This window comes from Nonomuraea sp. NPDC050478 (assembly GCF_044458265.1).
GTDB lineage: Bacteria > Actinomycetota > Actinomycetes > Streptosporangiales > Streptosporangiaceae > Nonomuraea > Nonomuraea ferruginea.
This window is the reverse complement of sequence record NZ_JBITHT010000003.1, coordinates 915,684-940,657: the sequence shown is the minus strand read 5'-3', so window position 1 is coordinate 940,657 and position 24,974 is coordinate 915,684. Positions and strand designations below refer to the sequence as shown.

At 73.0% G+C, this 24,974-nt stretch carries 20 protein-coding genes; 12 read left to right on the top strand and 8 right to left on the bottom strand.

What is annotated here, in order from left to right; translation table 11 throughout:
- The first annotated feature begins 8 nt into the window (after nt 1-8).
- Nucleotides 9-986 carry an NAD(P)-dependent alcohol dehydrogenase gene (locus ACIBF7_RS18620; RefSeq protein ID WP_271277881.1) on the top strand — a complete coding sequence of 326 codons (978 nt, stop codon included), beginning with the start codon at nt 9-11 and terminating at the stop codon, nt 984-986.
- Nucleotides 987-1,059: 73 nt separating this feature from the next.
- On the opposite strand, the gene ACIBF7_RS18615 is transcribed toward ACIBF7_RS18620, so the two are convergent.
- Complete coding sequence (locus tag ACIBF7_RS18615; protein WP_148030229.1) at nt 1,060-1,356, bottom strand: hypothetical protein; 297 nt, start codon at nt 1,354-1,356, stop codon at nt 1,060-1,062.
- Nucleotides 1,353-2,327: a helix-turn-helix transcriptional regulator gene (locus tag ACIBF7_RS18610; protein ID WP_397197665.1), complete on the bottom strand. Its 975-nt coding sequence runs from the start codon at nt 2,325-2,327 to the stop codon at nt 1,353-1,355. The genes ACIBF7_RS18615 and ACIBF7_RS18610 overlap by 4 nt, the downstream gene beginning before the upstream one ends.
- A 61-nt stretch (nt 2,328-2,388) precedes the next feature.
- Between ACIBF7_RS18610 and ACIBF7_RS18605 the strand changes: the two genes are divergently transcribed.
- The 8 genes from ACIBF7_RS18605 to ACIBF7_RS18570 all read left to right on the top strand — a co-directional run bounded on the left by ACIBF7_RS18605 (nt 2,389) and on the right by ACIBF7_RS18570 (nt 13,044).
- Nucleotides 2,389-3,501, top strand: coding sequence for an epoxide hydrolase family protein (locus ACIBF7_RS18605; protein ID WP_271277872.1), 1,113 nt, complete (start codon nt 2,389-2,391; stop codon nt 3,499-3,501).
- Nucleotides 3,502-3,636: 135 nt separating this feature from the next.
- Nucleotides 3,637-4,950, top strand: coding sequence for an MFS transporter (locus tag ACIBF7_RS18600; RefSeq protein ID WP_271277873.1), 1,314 nt, complete (start codon nt 3,637-3,639; stop codon nt 4,948-4,950).
- A gap of 4 nt (nt 4,951-4,954) precedes the next feature.
- On the top strand, nt 4,955-7,309 hold the full coding sequence (locus ACIBF7_RS18595; RefSeq protein WP_397197664.1) for a molybdopterin oxidoreductase family protein: 2,355 nt from the start codon (nt 4,955-4,957) through the stop codon (nt 7,307-7,309).
- Nucleotides 7,306-8,700, top strand: coding sequence for an FAD-dependent oxidoreductase (locus tag ACIBF7_RS18590; RefSeq protein ID WP_271277875.1), 1,395 nt, complete (start codon nt 7,306-7,308; stop codon nt 8,698-8,700). Before ACIBF7_RS18595 ends, ACIBF7_RS18590 begins: the two co-directional genes overlap by 4 nt.
- A complete protein-coding gene (gene nirB / locus ACIBF7_RS18585) occupies nt 8,697-11,126 on the top strand; it encodes a nitrite reductase large subunit NirB (RefSeq protein WP_397197663.1) in 2,430 nt (809 codons plus the stop codon). The genes ACIBF7_RS18590 and nirB overlap by 4 nt, the downstream gene beginning before the upstream one ends.
- Nucleotides 11,123-11,500: a nitrite reductase small subunit NirD gene (gene nirD / locus ACIBF7_RS18580; protein WP_364230111.1), complete on the top strand. Its 378-nt coding sequence runs from the start codon at nt 11,123-11,125 to the stop codon at nt 11,498-11,500. Before nirB ends, nirD begins: the two co-directional genes overlap by 4 nt.
- Nucleotides 11,501-11,813: 313 nt before the next feature.
- On the top strand, nt 11,814-12,347 hold the full coding sequence (locus ACIBF7_RS18575; protein ID WP_397197662.1) for a YybH family protein: 534 nt from the start codon (nt 11,814-11,816) through the stop codon (nt 12,345-12,347).
- 64 nt (nt 12,348-12,411) lie between these two features.
- The gene (locus ACIBF7_RS18570) at nt 12,412-13,044 is read left to right on the top strand and encodes a class I SAM-dependent methyltransferase (RefSeq protein WP_271277878.1); all 633 of its coding nucleotides are present in this window, start codon (nt 12,412-12,414) and stop codon (nt 13,042-13,044) included.
- Here the strand turns inward: ACIBF7_RS18570 and ACIBF7_RS18565 are convergent, their stop codons facing one another.
- Nucleotides 13,045-13,281, bottom strand: coding sequence for a hypothetical protein (locus ACIBF7_RS18565; RefSeq protein WP_148030238.1), 237 nt, complete (start codon nt 13,279-13,281; stop codon nt 13,045-13,047).
- Between the two features lie 129 nt (nt 13,282-13,410).
- On the opposite strand from ACIBF7_RS18565, the gene ACIBF7_RS18560 reads away from it, so the two are divergent.
- Together ACIBF7_RS18560 and ACIBF7_RS18555 are read left to right on the top strand one after the other, a co-directional pair.
- Nucleotides 13,411-14,130, top strand: a complete 720-nt coding sequence (locus ACIBF7_RS18560; RefSeq protein ID WP_397197661.1) for a hypothetical protein — start codon at nt 13,411-13,413, stop codon at nt 14,128-14,130.
- A 571-nt stretch (nt 14,131-14,701) separates the two neighbouring features.
- Nucleotides 14,702-16,621, top strand: coding sequence for a Xaa-Pro dipeptidyl-peptidase (locus tag ACIBF7_RS18555; protein WP_397197660.1), 1,920 nt, complete (start codon nt 14,702-14,704; stop codon nt 16,619-16,621).
- A gap of 79 nt (nt 16,622-16,700) precedes the next feature.
- Here ACIBF7_RS18555 and ACIBF7_RS18550 read toward each other — a convergent pair whose 3' ends face one another.
- The 5 genes from ACIBF7_RS18550 to ACIBF7_RS18530 form a co-directional block, all read right to left on the bottom strand.
- On the bottom strand, nt 16,701-19,511 hold the full coding sequence (locus ACIBF7_RS18550) for a hypothetical protein (RefSeq protein ID WP_397197659.1): 2,811 nt from the start codon (nt 19,509-19,511) through the stop codon (nt 16,701-16,703).
- Between the two features lie 178 nt (nt 19,512-19,689).
- Nucleotides 19,690-20,418: a hypothetical protein gene (locus tag ACIBF7_RS18545; protein ID WP_397197658.1), complete on the bottom strand. Its 729-nt coding sequence runs from the start codon at nt 20,416-20,418 to the stop codon at nt 19,690-19,692.
- A complete protein-coding gene (locus ACIBF7_RS18540; protein ID WP_148030243.1) occupies nt 20,415-20,618 on the bottom strand; it encodes a hypothetical protein in 204 nt (67 codons plus the stop codon). Before ACIBF7_RS18540 ends, ACIBF7_RS18545 begins: the two co-directional genes overlap by 4 nt.
- A gap of 2 nt (nt 20,619-20,620) precedes the next feature.
- Nucleotides 20,621-22,417 (bottom strand): MFS transporter, encoded by a 1,797-nt coding sequence (locus tag ACIBF7_RS18535; protein ID WP_397197657.1) that lies wholly within the window; start codon nt 22,415-22,417, stop codon nt 20,621-20,623.
- 314 nt (nt 22,418-22,731) lie between these two features.
- Entirely contained in the window at nt 22,732-23,475 is a 744-nt protein-coding gene (locus ACIBF7_RS18530; protein ID WP_148030245.1) for a hypothetical protein, read from the bottom strand.
- A 225-nt stretch (nt 23,476-23,700) separates the two neighbouring features.
- On the opposite strand from ACIBF7_RS18530, the gene ACIBF7_RS18525 reads away from it, so the two are divergent.
- Entirely contained in the window at nt 23,701-24,957 is a 1,257-nt protein-coding gene (locus tag ACIBF7_RS18525) for a helix-turn-helix transcriptional regulator (RefSeq protein WP_148030246.1), read from the top strand.
- The last annotated feature ends 17 nt before the right edge of the window (nt 24,958-24,974 follow it).

Below are 24,974 nucleotides of genomic sequence, written 5' to 3'. Positions count from 1 at the left end.
TGAGCGAGATGCGCGCCGCCCGTTACGACAGGTACGGGCCCCCGGAAGTGCTGTACGAGGCCATGGTGCCGAAACCGGTCGCCGGGCCGGGCGAGGTGCTGGTGCGGGTGCACGCCAGCAGCGTCAACGGGGGCGAACTTGCGGCCCGCGCCGGGCGGCTCCGCCCGCTGACCGGCCTGATGAGCCGGGGCTTCCCGAAGACCCTCGGCATGGACTTCGCCGGAGAGGTCGCCGCCCTGGGCTCGCCCATGCGCGGCCTCGCGGTGGGCGACCGGGTGTGGGGCGGAGGCCGGGCGATCAGCTCCGCGGCGGCCGAGTACGTCGTCGTCCGCCCGCGCCACCTGGCCCTCGCGCCCGCCGGGACGGACCTGGTCGAGGCCGCCTCCCTGCCCGGCGTGGGCACGACCGCGATCACCGCGCTGCGCGACCGGGCCGGGCTCAGGGCGGGGGAGCGGCTGCTGGTGCGCGGCGCGAGCGGCGGCGTCGGCAGCGTCGCCGTCCAGCTCGGCCGGGCGTACGGCGCGCACGTCACGGGGCTGGCCAGGAAGGGCAACCTCGACTTCGTACGGGACCTCGGCGCCGACGAAGCCGTCGACTACGCGACCACGAGCCCCGGCGACCTCGGCCGGTTCGACGTGATCCTCGACACCGCAGGCACCGCCCTGAGCGCCTACCGCCGGCTCCTCACACCCGGCGGACGCATGGTGACGATCAGCTTCGACCTCGGCCGCCTCGTCCCGTCCCTGGCCTCCATCCTGGTCTCCACCGTGTACGGCTCGCGACGCGTACGGTTCTTCAGCGGGAACCCCACCCACGAGCTCTTCGCCGACCTGACGCGGCTCGTGGAGAGCGGGGCGATCCGGCCGGTGGTGGACACCGTCCATCCGCTGGCGGACATCGCCGGGGCGCACCGCGCGCTGGAAGCCGGCGGCGTCCGCGGGAAAGTGGTCGTCCGGACCGTGGGCGCGGCCAGCTCCCAGACCTGAACCACGAGCCGGGGATCCAGGGCGGGACGCGAGAAGGCCCGCAGACCTGGCGGGCTGCGGGCCTTCTCGGAAGTCACATGCCGGTGCCCGCGTGCACCCGTTCCGGCTGGCGGCCGGTCTGGCCGTACATCTCCTCCGGACCTTCACCCAGCTCGCGGTGCGTCTCCTCGATGCGGAGCGCCACGCCCATGGCGAAGAACGTGGGCGCCCACTCGCCGATGAAGATCCCCCAGCGGTCGGCGCGATCCAGATCCGCGCCTTCGTAGTTCTTCGACATCATCCAGCTGGCCAGGGCCAGGCCGACGGAGCCGATTCCTGCCAGATACATGTGATTTGACTTGATGCCCATCTTGTGGAGCATTTTGATCATGATGTCCCCCCTTGCTGTGAATGCTGTTCCCCTGTCCCGAGCGCCGTAACCTCGGCCCGCGCCGAGAGGGTGCGCAGAGCTTCCAGCAGCTCAGGGGGGTCGTCGACGGTGAAATCGGCGTCGAGGGCGAGGATGTGCAGCGCCAGCCGCATCGGGGTCTCGCCTCCTGCGTGCACCACGCACGTACGGTCGCCGGCGCTCTCGACGAGCACCGATTCCGGCAGGTGCGGGGCGATGGCGGAGGCGGGGGCGTGCACCGTGACCCGCGCCCGGTGCCGCATCAGCGCCGTGTCGACCCCCTTAGGCACCATCGACGCGGGCGGCGCCTCCCGGGGGGTGAAGCGAGGGCCGCCGGGTGTCCGGAGCGCGATCCGGTCCACCCTGAAGGTGCGCCAGTCGTCCCGCTCCACGTCCCAGCCGATCAGGTACCACCGCCGCCCGGTGTGCACCAGCCGGTACGGTTCCACGTCCCGCATTCGTACGGACCCGTCGTGCGTCCGGTAGTCGAACCGCAGCCGGTGCCGGTCGCGGCAGGCGGTGGCGACGGCGGTCAGCGTCTCGGCGGGGACGGCCGGCCCGCCCGGCGCCAGGGACACGGTGGCCGCGTGCAGCGCCCGGACCCGGCGGCGCAGCCGGTCGGGCAGCACCTGCTCCAGCTTGGCCAGGGCGCGCAGGGACGTCTCCTCGATGCCCTCCACCGCACCGGCGGTGCGCAGCCCCACCGCGACCGCCACCGCCTCCTCGTCGTCCAGCAGCAGCGGCGGCAACTCGGCCCCGGCGCCCAGCCGGTAACCCCCGGCCACCCCGGGCGTGGCGTGGACCGGATAGCCGAGGCCGCGCAGCTTGCCGATGTCGTAGCGGACGGTCCGAGGGCTGACCTGGAGGCGTTCGGCCAGCTCGGCGCCGGTCCAGGCGGGCCGGGTCTGCAGGAGCGACAGCAGACGCAGCAGCCGCGCGGAGGTTTCCAGCATTTGCCGATTTTCCCGGAAAAAGCGGCAAAAAGCTTGCCACAATCCCTGGGACGGTACATCTATGACCATCAGGGAGTTCCACCTCGACATCCCCCAGGCCGACCTCGACGACCTGCGCGAGCGGCTGAGCCGGACCCGTTACCCCGTACAGACCCCGGGCGCCGGCAGCGAGCGCGGCGTCACCGTGGCGGAGCTGCGCGAGCTGGCCGACTACTGGGCCACCGGCTACGACTGGCGGGCGCACGAGGCCGAGCTCAACGCCCACCCGCAGTACGTCACCGAGATCGACGGCCAGGACATCCACTTCCTGCACGTGCGCTCGCCCGAGCCGGACGCCACCCCGCTGATCCTCACCCACGGCTGGCCGGGCTCGGTCGTCGAGTTCCTCGACGTGATCGGGCCGCTGACCGACCCGGAGGCGCACGGCGGCGACCCGGCCGACGCCTTCCACCTGGTCATCCCGTCCGTCCCGGGCTTCGGACCCTCCGCCCCGCTGCGCGGCACCGGCTGGACGCTCGGCCGGATCGCCCGCGCCTGGGCCACGCTGATGGCCAGGCTCGGGTACGAGCGGTACGGGGCGCAGGGCGGCGACTGGGGATCCGGGATCTCCCGCGAGCTGGGGCTGACCGACGCCGAGCATGTGATCGGCGTCCACGTGAACTACCTCATGACGTTCCCGTCGGGCGACCTGGGCGAGGTGAGCGAGTCCGACAAGGCGCGGCTCGCCAAGCTGGAGGAGTTCACCGGGGACATGGGCGGCTACATGGCGATCCAGTCGAGCCGGCCGCACACGCTCGGGTTCGGGCTGGCCGACTCGCCGGCGGGACAGCTCGCCTGGATCGCGGAGAAGTTCCGCGAGTGGACCGACCGGCCGGTGGACCGGGACCGGCTGCTCACCAACGTCAGCCTCTACTGGCTGACGAACACGGCCGACTCGGCGGCGCAGATCTACTGGGAGTTCTCCCACGCCTGGTCCATGCCGCAGTCGTCGCCCACCCCGCTCGGCGTCGCGGTGTTCCCGCACGACATCGTGCTGCCGATCAGGAGGCTGGCCGAGCGGACGGACAAGGTGGTCCACTGGACCGAGTTCGAGACCGGCGGCCACTTCGCCGCGATGGAGGAGCCGGAGCTGCTGGTCCGCGACATCCGGGCCTTCTTCAGGGGCGTTCGTTAACGGCGTGTTTCCGGCGTGACGCTTGTGTATCGCCTGTTGCCCGGGTGAGTCACCCGTAACGAACGCACAGCGCCGATCCGCCTCTGTGCGTAACCCCGGATTCCTACGTTCGAGTCAGCTCAGAACGTAGGAGGAATGATGGCGCGCTGGATCGCCGAGTGGCATCCCGACGACGCGGCCTTCTGGCGGACCACCGGCCGGAAGGTCGCCCGGCGCAACCTGGTCTTCTCGATCCTGGCCGAGCATCTCGGTTTCACCGTCTGGACGCTGTGGAGCATCGTGGCCGCCCGGATGGGCGGCTACGAGTTCACCACCGACCAGCTGTTCTGGCTGGTCGCGCTGCCGAACCTGATCGGCTCCGTGCTGCGGGTGCCGTACACGTTCGGGCCGGCCAGGTTCGGCGGACGCAACTTCACCGTCGTCAGCGCGCTGCTGCTGGTCGTGCCCGCCGTGCTGCTCGGGGTCGCGGTGAGCAGCCCGGACACCCCGTACTGGATGTTCCTGCTGATCGCGGCCACGGCCGGGGTGGGCGGCGGCAACTTCGCCTCCAGCATGGCCAACATCACCTACTTCTACCCGCGGAGCAAGCAGGGCGTCGCGCTCGGGCTGAACGCCGCCGGCGGCAACATCGGCGTCAGCTCGGTGCAGCTCGTCATGCCGCTGGTGATCGGCGCGTTCGGGCTGGCCGCCGCCGGGTGGTTCTGGCTGCCGTTCGTCGTGGTCGCCGCCGTCTGCGCCTGGTTCTTCATGGACAACCTCACCAGCGCCAAGGCCAGCCCGCGCGAGCAGCTCGCGGTGGCCGGCAAGGCCCAGACGTGGGTGATGTCGTTCCTGTACGTGGGCACGTTCGGCTCGTTCATCGGCTATTCGACCGCCTTCCCGCTGCTCAGCACGAGCCTGTTCCCGGACGCGCCGTGGGCCGCGGTGGCGTTCGCCGGGCCGCTGATCGGGTCGCTGATCCGGCCGGTGGGCGGGTGGCTGGCCGACCGGCTCGGCGGGGCCCCGGTCACGCTGTGGAATTTCGCGGCCATGGGCGGCGGCGTCCTGCTCGTCTGGGCGGCGTCCGGATCGGGCAGCTTCTGGCTGTTCTTCCTCGCCTTCCAGACGCTGTTCCTGACCGCCGGCATCGGCAACGGCTCCACCTACCGGATGATCCCCGCGATCTTCCAGGCCAAGGCGGTGGCCGAGAAGGGCGACGACGAGGCGGCGCTGCTGCACGGCAAGCGGCAGGCGTCCGCGGCCATCGGCATCATCTCCGCCGTCGGCGCGCTCGGCGGCTTCCTCATCAACCGGGCGTTCGGCATGTCGTTCGCCGCCACCGGCAGCCCGGCGGGCGCGTTCCTCGCCTTCGGCCTCTTCTACGCGAGCTGCGCCGCCCTGACCTGGTGGTGCTACCTGCGCACCGTCGGCGTCTCGCGGGTGGCCAGCCTCGCCCACGCGAGGGTCTGACCGGATGGCCGAGCCGGTGAAGACCCACTGCCCGTACTGCGCGCTGCAGTGCGGGATGGCGATCAGCGCCACCGCGTCCGGGATCACGATCACGCCGCGGACCGACGTCCCTGCCAACGCGGCCGGAGCCCTGTGCCAGAAGGGCTGGACCGCCGCCGACCTGCTCACCAACGGCGCCCGCCTGACCAGCCCGCTCCTGCACGGGCGGCCGGTGGACTGGGACGTGGCGCTCGGCCACGTCGCCGACCGGCTGTCCGCCATCAGGCTCGAACACGGCCCCGACGGCGTGGCCGTGTTCGGCGGGGGCGGGCTCACCAACGAGAAGGCGTACCTGCTGGGCAAGCTCGCCAGGGTCGCCCTCGGCACCAGCCAGATCGACTACAACGGCCGCTTCTGCATGTCGTCGGCCGCCGCCGCCTCGATCAGGGCGTTCGGCATGGACCGCGGCATGCCCTTCCCCGTCACCGACCTGGCCGGGGCCGACGTGGTGCTGCTGGCGGGCGCCAACCCGGCCGAGACCATGCCGCCGTTCGTCCGCCACCTGGACGGGCCCCGGCTCATCGTCGTCGACCCGCGCCGCACCGCCACGGCCAGGCTCGCCTGGCTGCACCTGCGGCCCGCGCCCGGCACCGACCTGGCGCTCGCGCTCGGCCTGCTGCACCTGGCCGTCGCCGAGGACCTGGTCGACGCCGCGTACGTCGAGGAGCGCACGAGCGGGTTCGACGCCGTACGGACCTCGCTCGCCGCCTGGTGGCCGGAGCGCGTCGAGCGGATCACCGGCGTGCCGGTGCCGCGGATGCGCGAGGCCGTGCGCGCGCTCGCGTACGCGAAGAAGGCGTACGTGCTCACCGGGCGCGGCGCCGAGCAGCACGCCCAGGGCACCGACACCGTCACCGCGTTCGTCAACCTGGCGCTCGCGCTGGGCCTGCCCGGACGGCTCGGCTCCGGGTACGGGTGCCTCACCGGGCAGGGCAACGGCCAGGGCGGCAGGGAGCACGGGCAGAAGGCCGACCAGCTCCCCGGCTACCGCAGGATCGACGACCCGGCGGCCCGCGAGCACGTCGCCGGCGTGTGGGGCGTCGACCCCGGCGATCTGCCGGGTCCTGGGCGGTCGGCGTTCGAGCTGCTGGAGGCGCTCGGCACGCCGGCGGGGCCGAAGGCGATGCTGCTGTTCGGCTCCAACCCGGTCGTGTCCGCGCCCGACTCCGCCCGGGTCGCCGAGCGGATCCGGTCGCTGGACCTGCTCGTCGTCTGCGACGTGGTCATGTCGGAGACGGCGGCGCTGGCCGACGTGGTGTTCCCCGTCACCCAGTGGGCCGAGGAGACGGGCACCATGACCAACCTGGAGGGCCGCGTGCTGCTGCGCCGGCAGGCGGTCCGGCCGCCGCCCGGGGTGCGGAGCGACCTGGAGGTCATCGCCGGGCTGGCCCGCAGGCTCGGCCACGACTTCGCCGACGAGCCGGGCAAGGTGTTCGAGGAACTGCGCCGCGCCAGCGCGGGCGGCCCCGCCGACTACTCGGGCATCACGTACGACCGCATCACGGGAGAAACGGAAGACCCCCGGGAAACCCGCGATGAGGGAGACATCCCGTACGGAGGAGAGGTCCGGGACCGCGCGGATGTTCGGAGTGGCGCGGGCGTGCCGGGCGGCGGGGAGGTCGGGGACCGCGCGGATGTTCGGAGTGGCGCGGGCGTGCCGGGCGGCGGGGAGGTCGGGGACCGCGCGGATGTTCGGAGTGGCGCGGACGTCCCGGGCGGCGGGGAGGTCCGGGACCGCGCGGATGTTCGGAGTGGCGCGGACGTGCCGGACGAAGGAGAGGTCCGGGACCGCGCGGGGGTTCGAGGTGGCGGGGAGACCGGGCAGGGGCGGGAAGTCGGGGTTTTCTGGCCGTGTCCCGCGCCGGGGCACCCCGGGACGCCGCGGCCGTTCCTCGGCTCGTTCGCCACCCCCGGCGGGCGGGCCAGGTTCGTGCCGGTCGAGCACCGGGGCCCGGCCGAGGAGATCGACGACGACTACCCCGTCTACCTCACCACGGGCCGCGTGCTCGCGCACTACCAGAGCGGCGCGCAGACCCGCAGGATCGCCGCCCTCGCCGCCGCCGTGCCCGAACCGTACGTGGAGCTCCACCCCGATCTGGCCGGGCGGCTGGACATCGGGGCGGGGGACCTGGTGCGGGTCACCAGCAGGCGCGGCCAGGGACAGGGCGTGGCCAGGATCAGCGACGCGATCAGGAGCGACACCGTGTTCATGCCGTTTCACTGGGAGGGGGCGAACCGGCTGACCAATCCGGCGCTCGACCCCACGTCCCGGATGCCGGAGTTCAAGGTCTGCGCCGTACGGGTGGAGCGGGTCACATGAGGCTCGTCGTCGTCGGCAACGGGATGGCGGGCGCGCGCCTGGTCAGCGAGGTACGGGCGCGCGACCCGCGGATGCCGGTCACCGTGTTCGGGGCCGAGCAGGGCAGCCCCTACAACCGGGTGCTGCTGTCGAACGTGCTCGCCGGGCAGGCCAGGCCCGAGCAGCTCGGCCTGCACGACCTGTCCTGGTACGACACGCACCGGGTGGAGGCGGTGCTCGGGAGCGCCGTGGCCTGGATCGACCGCGAGTCGCGCGCCGTGCACACCGCCGACGGCCGGCGCGCGCCGTACGACCTGCTCGTGCTGGCCACCGGCAGCGAGGCGATCGTGCCGCCCATCCCCGGCGTGGGGCGCGCCATCCCGTTCCGGACGCTCGACGACTGCGACCGCATCGTCAAGGCCGCCGCCGACAGCCGCCGCGCGGTGGTGATCGGCGGCGGGCTGCTCGGCGTCGAGGCCGCCCGCGGGCTGGCCGGGCGCGGGCTGCCCGTGACGCTGCTGCACCTGGCCGGCCACCTGATGGAACGGCAGCTCGACCCCGAGGCGGGCCTGGTGCTGGGCGAGACGCTGGCCGGGCTCGGCGTCGCGATCAGGACCGGCGCCAGCGCCGTCGCCGTCGAGGACGGCGGCGTCCGGCTGGCCGGCGGCGAGCTGGTCGAGGGCGACCTGGTGGTGCTCGCCTGCGGCGTCCGCCCGCTCACCGCGCTGGCCGCCGAGGCCGGGCTGGAAGTGCGGCGCGGCATCGTGGTCGACGACGAGCTGCGCACCGACGACCCGTCCATCCTGGCCATCGGCGAGTGCGCCGAGCACGACGGCACCGTGTACGGGCTGGTCGCGCCCGCCTGGGAACAGGCCGCCGTGGCCGCCGACGTGATCACCGGCGGCGCGTCGCGCTACCGCGGCTCCCGGCTGGTCACCCGGCTCAAGGCGAGCAGCGTCGAGCTGGCCGCGATGGGCGAGACGCACCTCACCGACGAGCAGGCCGAGGTGGTGCGCTTCAGCCACCGGGCCCGGGGCACCTACCGCAAGCTCGTCATCCGCGACGACCGGCTCGTCGGCGCAATCCTGCTGGGCGACACCGACGCCGTCGGCACCCTCACCCAGCTCTACGACCGCGGCGGGCCGCTGCCGGGGGACCGGGCCGGGCTGCTGTTCCCCGGGCCGGCGCCGGCGGCGAGGGCCGACAGCCCGACGCTGATGCCCGACGCGGCCAAGGTGTGCCACTGCAACGACGTGACCAAGGGACAGATCAGGGCGTGCTGGGAGGCGGGCGCCAGGGACGTGGCCGGCGTGGCCGCCGCCACCAGGGCCACGACCGGCTGCGGCACCTGCCGTGACGCCGTGGCGGGCATCGTCGGCTGGCTGTGCGAACAGGAAGGGGTTCCCGCATGAGGAAGATCGTCGTGGCCGGGTACGGGCCGGCCGCCCACCGGTTCGTGGAGGCCCTGCTGGAGCGGGGCTTCGACGGGACGATCACGGTCATCGGCGAGGAGCCCAGGCCCGCCTACGACCGGGTGGCGCTCACCTCGTACCTGGACGGCGTCTCGGCCGAGGAGCTGTCCTACCCGGTGCCGCCCGGCGTGGTGACCAGGCTGAACAGCCGCGTCACCGGCATCGACCGGCGGGCCCGCCGGGTGACCGTCGAGGGCGGCGAGCCGGAGCCGTACGACGTGCTGGTGCTCGCCACCGGGTCCAGGCCGTTCGTGCCGCCGGTGCCGGGGGCCGGGCACGCGCACGTCTACCGCACCATCGACGACCTGGACGCGATCAGGGCGGCGGCCGAGGGGGCCACCGACGGCGTCGTGGTCGGCGGCGGGCTGCTCGGCCTGGAGGCCGCCGACGCGCTGCGCGGGCTCGGGCTGCGCACCCACATCGTGGAGATGAGCCCGTGGCTGATGCCCCGCCAGGTGGACGAGGGCGGCGGCGCGGTGCTCAAGGGCCACATCGAGGCGCTCGGGCTGAGCGTGCACGCGGGCTCGGGCGTACAGGAGATCGTCACCGACGGCCGGGGGAAGGTCACCGGCCTCCGCACGCCGGACGGCACCCTCGTCGAGGCCCAGATCGTGGTCTTCTCCGCCGGGGTCAGGCCGCGCGACGAGCTGGCCAGGGAGTGCGGCCTGGCGGTGGGGGAGCGCGGCGGCGTCGTCGTCGACTCCGCCATGCGGACCTCCGACCCGCACATCTACGCCGTCGGCGAGTGCGCCCTGCACGACGGCATGGTGTACGGGCTCGCCGGGCCGTGCTTCACCATGGCCGAGGTCGCCGCCGAGCGGATCACGGGCGGCGGGGCGGCGTTCGGCGGCGCCGACCTGTCCACCAAGCTGAAGCTGCTCGGCGTCGAGGTGGCCCAGTTCGGAGCCATGGAAGGGGCGCTCGACGTCACCTATATGGACCCGGTGGGCGGCGTCTACAAGAAGCTGTTCATCAGCGACGACGCCACCACCCTGCTCGGCGGCATCTGCGTCGGCGACGCCTCCCCGTACGGCACGCTGCGCTCCTACGTCGGCAAGCCGCTGCCCGCACCCCCCGCGGACCTGCTGTTCGCCGGCGGCGGGGTCCAGCTCGACCTGCCCGACGACGCGCAGGTGTGCTCCTGCAACAACGTCAGCGCCGGCGCCGTCCGCGCCGCCATCCACGACCAGGGCTGCGCCGACGTGCCCGGCGTCAAGGCGTGCACCCGCGCCGGCACCACCTGCGGCAGCTGCGTGCCGATGCTCAAGCAGCTGCTGGGGAAGGCCGGCGTGGACACCGGCAAGGGGCTGTGCGAGCACTTCGCCCACTCCAGGGCGGAGCTGTTCGACATCGTACGGGTGCGCGGCATCCGCACGTTCTCCCAGCTCATCGCCGAGCACGGGGAAGGCCGCGGCTGCGACGTGTGCAAGCCCGCCGTGGCCTCCATCCTCGCCTCGCTGCACAACGGGCACGTGCTGGAGGGCGAGAACGCCGCCCTGCAGGACACCAACGACCACTTCCTCGCCAACATCCAGAAGAACGGGACGTACTCGGTCGTGCCGCGCATCCCCGGCGGGGAGATCACCCCCGGCAAGCTCATCGTCATCGGCGAGGTGGCCCGCGACTTCGGCCTCTACACGAAGATCACCGGCGGGCAGCGGATCGACCTGTTCGGCGCCCGCGTCGACCAGCTCCCGGAGATCTGGCGCAGGCTCGTCGACGCCGGGTTCGAGTCCGGCCACGCCTACGGCAAGGCGCTGCGCACGGTCAAGTCGTGCGTCGGCTCGGCCTGGTGCCGGTACGGGGTGCAGGACTCGGTGGGCATGGCCATCGCGCTGGAGCTGCGCTACCGGGGGCTGCGCTCGCCGCACAAGCTCAAGTCGGCCGTCTCCGGCTGCGCCCGCGAGTGCGCCGAGGCCAGGTCCAAGGACTTCGGCGTCATCGCCACCGAGCAGGGCTGGAACCTGTACGTGGGCGGCAACGGCGGCTTCAAGCCCCGCCACGCCGACCTGCTCGCCGCCGACCTGACCGGCGAGGAGCTGATCAGGACCATCGACCGGTTCCTGATGTTCTACATCCGCACCGCCGACCGGCTGCAGCGCACCTCCGCGTGGCTGGAGTCGCTCGACGGCGGGCTCGGCTACCTCCGCTCGGTGATCATGGACGACTCGCTCGGCATCTGCGCCGACCTCGACGCGCACATGGAGCGGCACGTCGCCACCTACGCCGACGAGTGGCGGGCCACGCTGGAGGACCCGGACAAGCTCGGCCGGTTCGTCAGCTTCGTCAACGCACCAGGGGTCCCCGACCCGTCCATCGTCTTCGCGACAGAGCGAGACCAGATCAAACCGGTGGTGATGTCATGAACTGGATCGGCATCTGCGGCTACGACCTCCTGCTGCCCGAGCGCGGCGTGTGCGCGCTGGTGGACGGCGAGCAGGTGGCGCTCTTCCGCACCTACGACGGCACGGTGCACGCGCTGGGCAACCGCGACCCGTTCAGCGGGGCGTACGTGCTCTCACGCGGGATCGTCGGCACCAGGAAGGGCGAGGCGACCGTCGCCTCGCCGCTGCACAAGCAGGTGTTCTCGCTGGTCACGGGGCGCTGCCTGGACGAGCCCGCGGTCGCGGTCCCCGTCTACCGGGCGCGCGTCCGCGACGGCGCGGTGCAGGTGTCCGTAGGTGTCCTACCGTCCGGCACGCGCGCTCAGGATCGCGGGCTCGTGTCGGTGGGCGGGTAGACGTGGGCGCCCGGGTGAGTCGCCGGGAGCACGCAGCGTCGGCCGGCGTCGACCGCGGCACAGCGCTCGGCCTCCTCACGCAGGGGCAGGGGCTCGGGCTCCGTGCTTAGGTTCGCCTTAATTTGCGGCACTGAAGGGACGCTATAGGCGACGCCTCGCCAAATTGGTATCGAGGTGGCAACGATCGCACCTCTGAACGATCTCGACAAATCGGGTGAACCATTCGTGTGAGTAATCCGCAGCCGGTAAAGGACTCGTCCGGACTGGATCAAGCGCGCATTCCCGGACGACCGGGGCGGGCATCACTGCGGCCATGAGCAAGAAATTCCTGCGCAGGGGCGTCCTGCTGGCCATGGTCGTTCCTGCCCTACTCACCGCCGGCTGCGCCGCGGGCGGCACCGGACAAGCGATGAAGGGCGCGGCGAGCCCCGCCTCGCCGACGGGCACCGAGCCCGGCATGACCGAAAGCCCGATGCCCGGCGAAACGGGCACGGCGACACCGACCGAGACCGGCAAGGGCTCGCCCCGGTCGGTGGTGGAGAAGTTCTACCAGGCGCTCGCCTCGGGCAACGGCGAGCAGGCCGCCAAGATGTTCACCTCGGACGGCGTGGCGGCGGTGCAGGGACAAGAGACGGCGGAGGGCACGCAGGCGCTGACCGAGCTGTTCAAGGGTCAGCAGGGCGGCGGCGGCACGCCGAGCATCGAGGAGTCGGAGACCATGGGCAAGAGCGCCTTCGTCTTCGCGTCCTCCGGCCAGGGCGCCGAGGCGACCCGCGGGTTCTTCCTGCTGATGAAGGACAACGACTCCTGGAAGATCGACCGCTACATGAGCAACAGCGCGTCCTGAACGAGGCGTCGGCGCCCGGTACGCCGGGCGCCGTCGCCCGGCTTGTCCGCATACGGTGGGAGCCATGCAGGATCTCTCGCGGTTCCAGCATCCCCGGTTCGCCCGCGCGTACGACCGGATGAGCCGGCGGGCCGAGCCCGTCACGGGCGAGCTGCGCACGCGCCTGCTGGACGGGCTGAGCGGCCGCGTCCTGGAGGTCGGCGCCGGCAACGGGCTCAGTTTCCCCCACTACCCGCGGGGCGTGCGCGAGGTCGTCGCGGTCGAACCCGACGACGTGCTCCGCGCCGCCGCCGAGCGTGCCGCGGCCACCGCCCCCGTGCCCGTACGCGTCGTGCCCGGCCACGCCGGGGCGCTGCCGTCCGGGCCGGCCGAGTTCGACGCGGTGGTGGTCTCGCTCGTGCTCTGCTCGGTCCCCGACCCGGCGGGCGCGCTCGCCGAGCTGCGCAGGGTGCTCAAGCCCGGCGGCGAGCTGCGCTTCTTCGAGCACGTGCGCTCCGACCGGCCCGTCCGCGGGCTGCTGCAGGACCTGGTCACCCCGGTGTGGTCGCGGGTGGCCGGCGGCTGCCACCCCAACCGCGACACGGCGGCGGCCATCGGCGCCGCGGGCCTGGTCATCGAGGAACACGACCGGTTCACCCACCGGATCCCCGGCGCGCCCCCGCTCGCCCACATCCTCGGCCGGGCACGCAACCCCTGATCACGTGCCGCCCGGCAGCCGAGGGCTGATGCGGCCCTGGTCGACCAGGGCCAGATAGGCGGCGAACGCGCCGTGCGTCCACATCGCGGCCTGCGACGACGTCAGCGTGACCTCCTCGCCCTCATGCGTGCGGAGCACGTAGCCGTCGGGCGACTCGCGCCGCCACTCGGCCAGCATCCCCTCGTGCACGAGGACGTCGAGCATCCCCGTCAGGTATTCGCGTCCGGTGGCGAACACGGCGCGGGCCTCCTCGCATCTCGCCGGATCCCCCGCATGGCCCCTCAATTCTGCGTCGCGCGGGCGGGAAACGCACCGCCCTCGGGAACCTGGGACCGCCGGGCGGTGTATCACGGCCGGAGGTGTGACATGAGAAGGTTGATGGTCATCCTGGCCGCCGCTGCCGCGCTGATCGCGGGCGCGCCCCCGGCCTCGGCGTCCGGCGGGTGGGCGCTCACGTATCTCGATCCGGTGCCGTCCTCGCTGGCTCCCGGCACGTCGTACACGATCGGGTTCTGGGTCCTGCAGCACGGCACCCACCCGTTCGAGGGCGAGCTGGGCCCGACCGCGCTGCGGCTGACCGGCGCCGACGGCCTCGTCCGCGAGTTCCCCGGCAGCCCGCTGCCCGAGCCCGGCCACTACGCGGCCGCCGTCAACGTGCCCGAGGGCGTCCACAAGCTGACCGGCGTGCAGGGGATGTTCCAGCCGTACGAGATCGGGACCCTCACCGTGCCGGGCCGGATCGAGATCAACCCCCTCGACCCCGAGCTGGTCAAGGCCCTTCGTGAGCCGACCGTGGACTACTGGGGCGTGATCCGTCCCCCGGGCATCCCCGACCTCGAAGGCGTACCGGACGCCTCCCCAGCCCCTCCCACCGCGGCATCCGCCCCCACCGCCTCCGCTGCACCCGCCGCCTCTGCCGCGCCCGCCCCAGTAACATCCACCGTCGGCGTCCCCCCGTACACACTCCTGCTCGCCGCAGCAGGCGGCGCGCTGCTGGCGGTGGCGGCACTGCGGTTGCCGCGCCGAGGACGCGAACCGGACCCGCCAGTCGACGACAAGGCGGAGACGATCGTCATCTCGGGGTAGGCGCACGCCGCGCTTCAGGGGTGATCACGGGCGTTCCCCGTACGGACTGCTGGCGGCTGCGACGGTGGCGGGTTGCTGGCGGTGGTGGCGCTGCGGTTGCCGCGCCGAGGGCGCGAGCCGGACCCGCGGGTCGGTGACAAGGCGGACACGATCGGGGTAGCGCCCGAACCGCTCTGGAGGTGATCACGGACGTCCCCGTACATGATGCTGCTCGCCCCAGCGGGTGGCGGGTTGCTGGCGGTGGTGGCGTCGGGCGGGAGCTGGTCCGCAGGTTGAGGACAAGGCGGAGACGATCGTCATCTCCGGGGAGCGCCCGCCCGCTCTGGAGGTGATGTTCCGCGCACGTCGTCGCTGTGGGCGGCGGGCTGCTCGTGTCGGCCCGCGGTGGCCATGGCCGCGCGCGGGCCGTGCGGGTGTGTGGCGTGGTGCGGGCGGTGTTTCGGCTCGTGGGGTTCGTAACGGGTGTGGCAAAGGGCTCGGACAGGGGGCTGGACGGCGGGGGGTAGATCTTGTCAGGGCGTCGGGGGTCTGAGAGATTGCTCGTACTTTGTCAGCCCCCCGGAGGTCACGCGTGCCACCCTTACGCCCGGCCCTCATCGCCGCCGCCCTCATCGTGGGGACGGCCACCCCCGTCCAGGCGGCAACCGCTCCAGAGATCACCGTCGAGAACGGCCGCACGCAGCCGGTCTTCTCCTACGCCGACGCCATCCGCGAACACGTGTACGTCGAGTCGACCGTCGACAGCGACGCCGACGGCAGGCTCGACCGGGTGCGTGTCGACATCATCAGGCCCAAGGAGTCCGGCCCCGGCCTCAGGGTGCCCGTCATCATCGACGAGAGCCCGTACTACGACAACTCCGGTCGAGGCAACGAAGGCGAGCGGAAGGTCTACGACGACGCCGGCAACGTCGTGAAGTTCCCGCTCTTCTACGACAACTACTTCGTGCCGCGCGGCTACGGCGTGCTCAACGTCGACATGCTCGGCACCACCCGGTCCGACGGCTGCCCCGACATCGGGGGCAAGGCCGACGTGCTGGGCGGCAAGGCCGTCATCGACTGGCTCAACGGCCGCGCCAAGGCCTACCGCGCCGACGGCAGCCCCGCCGTCGCCGACTGGACCACCGGCAAGTCGGCCATGATCGGCAAGTCGTACGACGGCACGCTCGCCAACGCCGTCGCCGCCACCGGCGTGCGCGGCCTGGAGACGATCGTGCCCATCTCCGCGATCAGCTCCTGGTACAAGTACCAGCGCTCCAACGGCGTCATCTACAACTACGACTACGCCTCCTGGCTGGCCAACTACATCGACACCGACCCCGAGCCCAAGTGTCAGGCCGTGCGCGACCGGATGGACGCCGAGGACGGCGACGACACCGGCGACCACAACGCCTTCTGGGCCGAGCGCGACTACATCAACGGCCTGCTCGGCGACGTCTCCAAGGTACGGGCGAGCGTGTTCGTCGCGCACACCGTCAACGACCTCAACGTCAAGCCCGACAACTTCTCCGAGTGGTGGGAGGCGCTGGCCAAGCGCGGCGTGCCCCGCAAGATCTGGCTCGGCCAGACCGCCCACGTGGACCCGTTCGACTTCGAGGGCCGCAGAGGGCTCTGGGTGGACACGCTGCACCGGTGGTTCGACCACTGGCTGCACGGCGTGCGCAACGACATCATGCGCGAGCCCCGCGCCGACATCGAGGTCGCTCCCGCCCAGTGGATCACCGAGCGCGACTGGCCGGCGCCCCGCGGCCACAAGCTGACCCTGCGCCCGGCCGCCGACGGCTCGCTCCGCCTCCTGCCCGGCAAGAAGGCGACCGCGAGCTTCACCGACGTACGCATGACCGAGTCCGACATGGTGTCCGACGTCGGCACCGCCAAGCCGGGCCGGATCGCGTACACCACCGGTGAGCTGCCCCTCGACCTGCGCCTGTCCGGCACCCCGGTCGCCGACCTGCGGGTCAAGCTCGACAAGCCGACCGCCAACCTGACCGCGCTGCTCGTCGACTTCGGCGACGACACCCGCGTCGACTGGCGGCGCGGCGGGGGCATCACCACCCTGACCGAGGAGGACTGCTGGGGCGACAGCACCGCCGGGGACGACGCCTGCTACCGCAAGGTCGTCACCAACACCGTCAACCGGCCGGTCGAGATCGTCGCGCGCGGCTGGATCGACGTGCAGAACCGCCTCTCGCTCAGCCGCTCCGCACCGCTGCCCGTCGGCACGTACGGGAGCGTCAAGTGGGAGACCCTGCCGCAGGACTACATCTTCAAGAAGGGACACCGGATCGGTCTGGTGATCGCCGGCACCGACTCGAACTACAGCAACGAGATGGGCACCGGGGCGAACGTCACCGTCGACCTGTCCAAGAGCTCGATCGCGTTCCCGGTGGTGCTCGGGACGCCGCTGGAGAGCGTGCCGCAGGACAGGGCGAGGTTCATCGGACCGCGGGAGGTGACCCTGCCGGAGCCGGAGCGGGAGTTCTCGTTCTTCTGACCTGACCTGCCGCAGTGACCGGGCCTCGGGCGGATCTCCGCCCGAGGCCCTCTTGCTCGTGTGTGCATCTTCGCCTTGGTCATTCACGTGTTCGTGGGCAGTTGCTCCAATAGCCGCCTCCGTTCGTGTCGGGGATGAGGGCGCCTCTGTCATGGGTGACGGTCCACGACACCATGAGCGTGAGGGTTCCGTCCGCCGTGGTCGTGCCTTCGGTGGTCTCGCCGTCACCCTTGGCGGTGCCGGTCCAGTGGACGGTGACGACGCCGGACTCGGTGACAGGCGGGCCCAGGCAGCCGGGGCGGGCGGCCGGGGCGGCGACGGTGAAGGCGTTGCCGGAGACGGCGATGCCGTTCGTGCCGGAGAACGAGGTGACGCGGCAGTCCCCGGTGCACGTCAGCCTGAACGTCCCGGACCGCTTTTCGCCCAGCTTCACGGACGTGGGCGAGATCGCCGCCCCGGGCGCCGGGGGAGAGGCATTTCCCTGCCCTTCCGCGTCCACCGGGGCTGCGGTGTCCGCGGGGTCGGCGGGTGAGCCGGTGTCCGCGGGCGCCTGGGTGCCTCCGGGGTCATCGGACGTACGGGCGTCGGATAGCGCGTTGCCGGATGGGCCGGTGTCCGCGGGCGCCTGGGTGTCTTCCGAGTCCGCTGGCGCGCTGGTGTCCGCCGGTACCTGGGTACTTCCGGGGTCGGCGGGTGCTTGATCCTGGTCTGTCGTGGCCTGGGGGCCGGCCGGTGCCTGTTCCGTTCCCGCCGTGGCTCCTGGATCCGCCGGGGACTGGCCGGTCGCCGGGTCCGGTGTGGCCGGGGCCTGGCGCTGGCGGCTCTGGATCCCTGCCCAGACCAGGCCCGCCACCAGCATCACCACACCGACGATCAGCGCCGCCCGTACGAGCCACTGCAGCGAGATCCTGGCCTCCGGGTCGTCCTCGTCCGGTCGCTCCCGCCAGAACTCGTCCCACGTCTCCCCGTGGCTCCCGGCAGGACTCTCCACGGGCGGGTTCGCGAACACCAGTTTGTCCCCGTACTGGGTCACCGGCGTCCTGCCGCTCCGCCACCCGGGATCCAGCGTCCGCATCGGCGCGTGCTGCCGCGGCGGGTCGTCACTCCGCCTCGGCAACGGCACACTGATCCACCCGTCCACCCCGCCCTCACCCAACCGAGGCGGCGTCTCATCCCCGAACCCGCCAGAACTCCAGGAGTGCGGCTTTTCGGGGCCGAGCCCGTCGGGAGGTGGTGTCTCGTCCCCGAGCTCGCCTGAACCCCAGTTCTTGGTCCCGAGTCCGTCAGGGCTCAAGCGAGGTGGTGTCTCATCCCCGAGTCGGCCGGAACTCCAGGGAGGTGGCTTGATGGTCCCGAGCCCGTCAGGGCTCAAGCGCGGCGGTGTCTTGCCACCTAGTCCGGGGAGGCTCCGGCGGGGGACTGTGTCGCCTCCGTGCTCGCCATCGCCCGAGCGGGTCGGCGTGCCGGGTTCGGTCGCGTCCCACCGAGGTGGTGTCTCGTTCCCGCGTCGGAGGGTCGTGGGGTCGATTCCGCGTTCGCCCCGGGGAGGCGCGGGGGCGTTCGGCGGAGCTTTCTCGTCACCCGCATTCGGCGCGCTCCCGTCGTCGCGTGTCCTGTCCGTGTCACCGCTCACCTCGGCGGCTTCCGCGTTCTCGTCCGTACCGTCTCGCGGTTCGTCCGGCGGGGCGGCGGAGTCGGCCCGGTCCGGTGACGCGCCGGTGTCGAAGGGGTCTTCCCCGAAGGGTGCCTCGGCGGGACGTTCCTCCTGTGCCGTGCCCCAGTGCGGCGGGGCGGTCTTCTTCTCCGTGGGGACGCGCATCGGGGGGAAGTCGCCGCGTTTGCGGTACGGGATGGTGTCGCCCGAGGAGGAGTCGTGGCCCGCGGGCGGCGTGGGAAGCCCCGTGGTGCCGGTGGGCACCAGGCGCTCGCCCGTCTGGTGGGCCGCCCGCAGCAGAGCCTCGGCCGTGCCCGGCGAAGCGGACGGTCCCCGGCGCGCCCGGGAGCCGGGCTCGTCGGGCTCCGGCGGGCCGCCGCCGGAGGGTTCCTGGCCGGTGGCGGCCGCGCCCGCCACCGGCCAGGAGTTTTCCCTGGTGCCCGTCGTGGGGCCGGGGACCAGGGAGATCAGCGCGGGCGGCGGCTCCATCAGACCGCGCGCCTGCGCCGGGAACCCGTCGGAGCGCCACGCCGCCGGATCGCCGGGCAGCGGGTCACCCCAAGCGGGCTGGTCGCGTAACGTGTCAGGGATCGCGGCCAGCGGCAGGCCGAGCAGCAGCACACCGGCCCGCACCCCCTCGCGGGGCGCCGCCTGGCAGGCCTGGCAGGAGCGGACGTGCCGGGCGATCCGGGTGCGGTTGCGCCGGCCGGGCGCCCTCGCCCAGTCCGTCACCCGCACCGCCAGCCGCGCGCACCCGTCGCGGGTCCGCGCCGCGCGCACCGCCGCGACCCACTCCTCCAGCCGGTCGGCGGCCTCCGCGATCATGGTGTTCACCTCGATCGCGGAGACGTCGAAGATCACGGCGATGTCCGCGCTCGCCAGCTCGTGCCGTACCGAGAGGTCCAGCAGCTCCCGGTGCGGCGGGTCGAGCGCCCGCAGCGCGTCGGCCACCTCGCCCGGCGCGCCCGGCCGGGTCCACGAGCCGGGGCTGGCCGGCCTGGACGCCGCGACGGCCGCGCGATGGCACCGCGCGAGCGCGTACAGCCACGGACGCAGCCGCTTCCGGTCGCGCAGCCGCTCCCCGTGCACATGCGCCGACAGCAGCGCCCCGGCGACGGCCAGCTCCGCGTCGGAGGCCGACAGGCCCGTGCGGCAGTAGTCGTACAGGTGCCTTCCATGCTGCTCGCACAGCCTGCCGATGGCCTCGCGCGCCTCGTTGGACAGCGTCCGCCACATGATCGACTACTCCTCCAGCTAGCACGGCGTCCCTCGCCCGGCCCCTGGCTACGTCAGGGGGCCCGCTAGACGGCCTCCGGCAGGGTGGGTTCGGGGTCGCCGGCGCCGGATCGGGCACCGTCCACGCCGGCCGCGGGCGTGGTGCCGGCGACCCCCGTCCAAGGAGCGGGGAAGGCGGTCATGACGCCCTCCCGTGCGCGGCCGCCCGCGAGGGCGGCCGATTCAGCGTGACCGGGCGGCCCGTCGCCCGCGACAGCGCCCACCACGCGCTGCACAGGTTCGAGGTGAGCAGCGTCCGGTCGTTGCCCGCGCCGAGCGTGCCCAGCACCGGCAGCGTCGCCATTCCGCTGCAGGCGAACAGCAGCACCGCGTCGACGGGCAGGTCCGTCTGCTTCACCTGGTCGACCAGTTCCGAAGGGGTGATGTCGTACGGGGAGAAACCGCCCTGCGCCCGCACCGGCACGACCCCGGCGATCCGCATGCCCGCGGCCTTCCAGAACCGCTCGGCCAGCTCCGTCAGCCACGGCTGGTACGGCGAGACGATGTGCACCTCCTCCACCCCGAGGTGCCCGATCGCCTCCATGATGGCCACCGTCGCGGTCGCGAACGGCACCCCGAACCGCTCGCTCATCCGCTCGCACTCGTCCTGGTCCTCGTCCGGGTCGAGTAGGTAGCGGGGGCCGTCGCAGGCCATGACGAGCGCGTCGAGCGCCAGGTCGCCGAACGAGCACGCCATCGCGGGCAGCGCCGCGTTGTAGCTCTCCAGCCGCTCGGCCATCGCCAATCCAGGGCGTACCGGGAACCGGCTGACGTGCATGTCGGCGCGGGAGCCGAGCAGGCGGGTCAGCTCGGGCTCCGCCGACGGGTTGGCGGGCGGCACCAGCACGCCCACCCTGCCGCGGTTCATGCCGCCCTCCCGCCGGGTTCCTCGGGCGGCACGTCAGGCGTTCTGTCCGGGAAGCCGTCGGCCGGGGCGACCGTCCGTCCGGACACGTGCCGGATGCCGTGCAGCCGGTGTGCCGTCCTCGCGGAGCGCTGATCGGCCGGCCGGGTCCCGCGTACGGGAACGCCGTGGTGCCGCGGGCCGCGGACCTCGTCGGTGAGCATGATCACTCCTGTCCATGGGGGTTGCCCCAAGGGGCTGGAACGTCCTGGAGGCCGAGGCGGACCAGCTCTCGATCGGCCTGGCCACGTACTTCCGTGAAGGTGGCGCGGAGCTCCAGCAGGAGCCCGCGCAGTGACTCGGCCTCCTGCCGCGCCGCGCGCAGAGAGGCCTGTACGGCGCGGCGCCGTCGTGCCGTCACCATCCGCCACGACGCGGCGGCGGCCGTCAGGACCGCCACCGCCACGCAGGCGAGCAGGACGGCGTCCGGCCCGGCGCCGGTGATCCCTGGGACGCCGCTCGTCGTCAGGACCGCCGCACCCGCCAGCCCGGCCGCCGCGCCCACCACGCGGGCGGTTTCGACCGCGCCCACACCGGCCGAGAGGTTCCCCTGCCCGGCCGCGGCCGTGCCCGTCGTCAGCGCGCCGGTGGCCAGCGCGCCCAGCCCCGCCCCCGCCAGCAGGGCGCCGGCGAGGACCAGGAGCGGGTACGGACCAGCCAGCAGCGATCCGCACCCGGAGGCCAGCGCCACCGCGCCGCCGAGCACGACCCCGTCCATCCCGTGGCGTCGGCCCACCCGGGCCGCGAACGGAGCCGCCGCGGCCGTCCCCACCAGAACGGGCACCAGCCAGAGCCACCCGGGCCCGGCGCCGGAGCTCCCGTCCAGCACGGGAACTCCCGCCACGTAGGCCGGCCCGGTCGCCAGCAGAGCGAAGAACACACCACCGAACGCCCCGGACACGCCCGCCGCCCACCCGAGCCCAGCCCGCGTGTCCGGAGAGTTAGCCGCCCGTCCGAGATCTGCCCGCGCCTCTGCGGAGTCTGCGGTCCAGTTGAAGTCAGACTGCGGGTCCGCTGGGGCTGCGGCTCGTCCGCGCCCAGCTTGCCCTGTCGCCCGCGTAAGCACGGTGCCCGGAGAGTCTGCCGTCCGTCCGAGCCCTGCCCGTGCCTCTGCGGAGCTTGCGGTCCAGCCGAGGTCGGTTCGTGTGGTCGCGGAGTCTGCGGCTTCGGGGTCGGGTGTGTGTCTCAGGGTCAGCGTCGCCGTCAGGAGGAGCAGCGTCGCCGCGCCCGCGCAGCCGAGTGTCAGTGCGGAGGTCCAGCCCCACACGCCGCCCCTGGCCAGGGTCAGTACCGCTGCCGCGATCCCCGTGACGACCAGGACCGCGCCCGCCAGGGCACGCGGGGCCGAGGCGTGGCCCGGAGCACCGAGAGACCGGGGCAGCGCGGGGGCGAACAGCAACAGCGCCGTCGCCAGCACCGCCCCCGGCAGGAAGAGCCCGCGCCATCCGAACGTGGCCAGCAGCCATCCGCCGCCCGCCTGCATCCCCAGCACCCCGGCCGCGCAGGCCGCGGTCCACAGCGCCACCCCGCCGGGCCGCCGCCGCTCCGGCAGCGCGGCGAGCAGCATCGCCAGCGCGGCGGGGACCATGAGCGCGATACCCGCCCCCTGCCCCAGCCGGGCCCCGACGAGCACCGGCCACGACGGTGCGACGATCACCGCCGAGGCTCCCAGCACGTACAGGGCCAGTCCGACGGCCAGCACGCCCCGCCGTCCCGCCAGGTCGGCCATCCGCCCGGCGACGGCCGGCAGCGCCGCCATCGCGACCAGGTTCACGGTGACCGCCCACGCGACCCCGGCCGCCGGAAGCGCCACCGCCAGCGGATCGAGGTCCAGCATCGGCGCGGCCAGCATCCCGGCCACCCAATCCCCCATGACGACACCGGCCACCCCTGCGGCCACCACCCGCAACCCCACGAACCCCCGCCGGCGCGGAGCGGACACCCGCCGCACGCCCACCCGCACGTCAGAACGCCGCTGCCCGGGTGCGGAGGTCCGCCGGGGAACACCTCTCCTCCCTGGTTCGCTCCGGCGGGCCCGCCCGGAGACGGGGGAGCCGGGGCTTCCCGCCTGGATGCGCCTCCCGGCCGAGACGGGGGAGGGCACACGGGGCACGCCGCCGGGCTGTGCGGCGTCCCGGTGATGGTGTGCGGGTTCCGGCTCGTACGGGGTCATGGGGGCGTACGTGGGCCGGTGAGGTTCGCCTGGCAGCCGTGCGGGCGCGGGGCGACGGTCCGGGCCGGGGGCCGGGCCGGGGAAGTGGTGCGCCGGGGGGCGGGTCATCGCGACGGCGCGCAGGCGTCCGGGAGTGGAGGGACGGAGAGGCCGGGCGGCCGGTTGGGCACGCTGGCCGCGACCACGCGCTCGGACAGGCAGGTCGTCAGCCGGGCCGGGCGGACGCGCGGCGGCACCCGGCCACCGGCGACCGTCGTCGCCACTCGGACGGCCAGCGACAGGTGCTCGGCGCAGCGCCGCCGCACCTTCGCCTCCAGGCCCACGACCTGGGCCAGCCGGAGCCGCAGCGGCTCCAGGGTGGCGGTCCGCTGCAGGCCGTCGAGGTCCTCCAGGCGGTCCGGCCAGCGCAGGTCCTCGCGCAGCCGCGCCTCCACCTCGGCGACGATGCTCCCGGCCCGCCGCCCTTCCTGGCGCAGCCGGGTGGCGATGGTGACCGCCGTGAAGATGGTGAGGTCGTAGTCGGCGAGCCGGCCCGCGAGCGCGGCGGCGAGCACCTGGACGCGGTGCGTCAGGCCGTCGGCGCTCCAGCCGAGCACCAGCAGCCGGTCGGCGGCCGGCTCGACATGCCAGCCCGCGAGCCGCAGTTCGCGGGCCATCCGGTGGTACAGGCTCCACCTGTCACCGTCGCCGTCGATCCAGATCTGGACGCCGCCGAAGGGCAGGTCTGACACGTTGACCGGCTCGCCGTCGGGGGATGACCGCGCGCAGATGCGCTGGATCACCCGCTCCTGCACTGGCGAGACCGGGGTTCTGGTGAACCAGGGACTGACCTGGTGATCGATGGTCACGTCCGGCCACCTCCCTGCCGAGCGGCTCCGTTGAGCGTCCGGCTGTCAGGTAACAGTTTCCACGTGTCGTACGATACTGGCTAGATGCGGGATAGTGTGTCAACTCTCAGTTTTCGCCGAAAGAAGATGCCCCGGGTGCGGGAAGGGTGACCTGTCCGGTCAGGACGTCCCGCCGAGGGGTCAGGTCTACGCTTGATTGCGTATTACGGGTAGCAGGAGGCATGCGTGGCGAAGTTCGCCGAGCGACTCGACCTGGCGCTGGCCAAGCGCGGTTTCACGGGTGCTCAGGTCGCCGCAGCGCTCACCGAGGCCGGAATCCCCATCACCCGCGCCTACGTCAGCCAGTTGCGCACGGGAAAGCAGACCAACCCCACCCTCCAGGTGCTGCGGGCGCTGGCCGCGTGCCTCCAGGTGAGCGTGGGCTGGCTGGTGGGCGAGGATCACGTCGAGGCCGGCACGGTCGAGGACCTGCAGCTCCGGGCGGCCGGCATCGGCCTGTCCGCATCCGGGCTCTCCGAGAGCTCGCTGTCCGTCCTGCGGGGGGTGATCGAGCTGGCCCGCAAGGCGGAGGACCTGCCCGCGGACCCGGAGCCCGCCATGGAGATCCCCGACGCGGCCGCGCCGCTGGAGGAGTCCGTGCGCCGCGCGCTCGGCGAGCGGCTCCACTCGCTGCGCCTGGCCGCGCAACTGTCGCCGGAGAAGGTGGAGGCCGTGCTCGGCAAGGGCGCCATCGCGGTCGAGGCGGTCGAGCAGGGCCGCATCGCCCCGGCCCCCGCCACGGTCGAGCGCCTGCTCACCCTGTACGGCGTCACCGCCATGCCCGCCCGCGAGTACGTCCTGTCGATCGCGCGCGGCGAGCGCGAGCTCGAATGGTACGACTCGAGCAACTTCCCCGTATGGCTGGCCACGACCTGCTCCATCGACAGCAGGGCGTCGGTGATCCGCACCTATCACACCCACTTCGTACCGCCGCTGCTGCAGACCGAGGACTACGCGCTCGCGGCGATCGCGGCGGCCGACATGGGATCTTTCCGGCACACCACGGCCGACTCGGCGGTGGACATCCTGGCCGCCCGCCAGCGGCTCATCCTGGGGCCGAACGGACCGGTCGTGTGGGCGGTCATGGACGAGGGCGTGCTGCTGCGCTCGATCACCGAGACCCCCGTGCTGCTCGATCAGCTCAACCGGCTGATCGAGTTCGCCAAACGCCCCAATATCTCTCTGCATATCGTGCCGATGGAGGATCCCGCTTACGTCCCGCGTACCGGCCCGTTCACGCTCTGGCGTTTCGACGAGGCGTTCGAGCCCGACATCGCGTGCGCGCACGCGCTGGAGGCGGACGAACTGATCACGGACGCCGTTCAGGTGGAGGCCTATCACCAGGCCTTCACCAAGCTGTCGGTGACCACGACCACCCGCGACGAGACCCTTGAGACGCTGTGCGCCCACCGCGACAGGCTCGCCCGCGCCGTGGGGAATTGATCGTTCCACCACACCCG

What these genes read in the sequence shown, in the direction of transcription:
- ACIBF7_RS18620 (WP_271277881.1), top strand. Translation starts at nt 9, where the DNA reads ATGCGCGCCGCCCGTTACGACAGGTACGGGCCCCCGGAAGTGCTGTAC.
- ACIBF7_RS18615 (WP_148030229.1), bottom strand. Translation starts at nt 1,356, where the DNA reads ATGATCAAAATGCTCCACAAGATGGGCATCAAGTCAAATCACATGTAT.
- ACIBF7_RS18610 (WP_397197665.1), bottom strand. Translation starts at nt 2,327, where the DNA reads ATGCTGGAAACCTCCGCGCGGCTGCTGCGTCTGCTGTCGCTCCTGCAG.
- ACIBF7_RS18605 (WP_271277872.1), top strand. Translation starts at nt 2,389, where the DNA reads ATGACCATCAGGGAGTTCCACCTCGACATCCCCCAGGCCGACCTCGAC.
- ACIBF7_RS18600 (WP_271277873.1), top strand. Translation starts at nt 3,637, where the DNA reads ATGATGGCGCGCTGGATCGCCGAGTGGCATCCCGACGACGCGGCCTTC.
- ACIBF7_RS18595 (WP_397197664.1), top strand. Translation starts at nt 4,955, where the DNA reads ATGGCCGAGCCGGTGAAGACCCACTGCCCGTACTGCGCGCTGCAGTGC.
- ACIBF7_RS18590 (WP_271277875.1), top strand. Translation starts at nt 7,306, where the DNA reads ATGAGGCTCGTCGTCGTCGGCAACGGGATGGCGGGCGCGCGCCTGGTC.
- nirB (WP_397197663.1), top strand. Translation starts at nt 8,697, where the DNA reads ATGAGGAAGATCGTCGTGGCCGGGTACGGGCCGGCCGCCCACCGGTTC.
- nirD (WP_364230111.1), top strand. Translation starts at nt 11,123, where the DNA reads ATGAACTGGATCGGCATCTGCGGCTACGACCTCCTGCTGCCCGAGCGC.
- ACIBF7_RS18575 (WP_397197662.1), top strand. Translation starts at nt 11,814, where the DNA reads ATGAGCAAGAAATTCCTGCGCAGGGGCGTCCTGCTGGCCATGGTCGTT.
- ACIBF7_RS18570 (WP_271277878.1), top strand. Translation starts at nt 12,412, where the DNA reads ATGCAGGATCTCTCGCGGTTCCAGCATCCCCGGTTCGCCCGCGCGTAC.
- ACIBF7_RS18560 (WP_397197661.1), top strand. Translation starts at nt 13,411, where the DNA reads ATGAGAAGGTTGATGGTCATCCTGGCCGCCGCTGCCGCGCTGATCGCG.
- ACIBF7_RS18550 (WP_397197659.1), bottom strand. Translation starts at nt 19,511, where the DNA reads ATGTGGCGGACGCTGTCCAACGAGGCGCGCGAGGCCATCGGCAGGCTG.
- ACIBF7_RS18545 (WP_397197658.1), bottom strand. Translation starts at nt 20,418, where the DNA reads ATGAACCGCGGCAGGGTGGGCGTGCTGGTGCCGCCCGCCAACCCGTCG.
- ACIBF7_RS18540 (WP_148030243.1), bottom strand. Translation starts at nt 20,618, where the DNA reads ATGCTCACCGACGAGGTCCGCGGCCCGCGGCACCACGGCGTTCCCGTA.